A 1119-nucleotide genomic window follows, 5' to 3' on the forward strand; every position below is an offset into this window, starting at 1 on the left:
TGATGTCGCAAGAGCTTGCTCAAGCCTTGCATTATGATTGGACGCCTAACCGCTCCACCGATTGTATCTCGAGAAGCTGGTCTTTCTGCTGATAACGTCAGACTTTAATAGTTTGATGGATATTGGCAATGAGAGTGATCAAGTGTCTTAAGGGCATTTGGTGGATGCCTTGGCATGCACAGGCGATGAAGGACGTGATACGCTGCGATAAGCGTCGGGGAGGTGCGAATACCCTTTGATCCGACGATTTCCGAATGGGGCAACCCACCTTAGATAGCTAGAAAATTTGAATTGTTGGAGCGCAAGCAAGAACAGTTCAACTTTCTAGTTATCGTAATAAGGTATCTAATTCTGAATACATAGGGGTTAGAAGCGAACCCGGGGAACTGAAACATCTAAGTACCCGGAGGAAAGGACATCAAACGAGACTCCGCTAGTAGTGGCGAGCGAACGCGGACCAGGCCAGTGGCTTATATGAGTAAAGTGGAACAATCTGGAAAGGTTGGCTAGAGTGGGTGATAGCCCCGTACACGCAACACGAATATAAGTCCTTGAGTAGGGCGGGACACGTGAAATCCTGTCTGAACATGGGTAGACCACTATCCAAGCCTAAGTACTCGTGCATGACCGATAGCGAACCAGTACCGTGAGGGAAAGGTGAAAAGCACCCCGACGAGGGGAGTGAAATAGTACCTGAAACCGAATGCCTACAAACAGTTGGAGCCCAAGATTTGTTCTGGGTGACAGCGTACCTTTTGTATAATGGGTCAGCGACTTAGTGTAACGAGCAAGCTTAAGCCGGTAGGTGTAGGCGTAGCGAAAGCGAGTCTGAATAGGGCGTTCAGTTCGTTGCATTAGACCCGAAACCAAGTGATCTAGCCATGAGCAGGTTGAAGGTACGGTAACACGTACTGGAGGACCGAACCCATATCTGTTGCAATAGATCGGGATGACTTGTGGCTAGGGGTGAAAGGCCAATCAAACTTGGAGATAGCTGGTTCTCCGCGAAATCTATTTAGGTAGAGCGTCGACCGAATACCCCCGGGGGTAGAGCACTGAATGGGCTATGGGGACTCACCGTCTTACTGATCCTAATCAAACTCCGAATACCGGGGAGTA

The 1119-nt window shown here is 49.1% G+C and carries 1 rRNA gene; it reads left to right on the plus strand.

Annotated features, from left to right (window positions below):
* Positions 1 to 136: 136 nt before the first annotated feature.
* Positions 137 to 1119: ribosomal RNA gene (locus tag WH356_RS23970) — 23S ribosomal RNA — on the plus strand; the annotation flags it as partial.

Origin of the sequence: Ochrobactrum sp. MYb379, assembly GCF_037479515.1 — a bacterium.
Classification (GTDB): domain Bacteria; phylum Pseudomonadota; class Alphaproteobacteria; order Rhizobiales; family Rhizobiaceae; genus Brucella.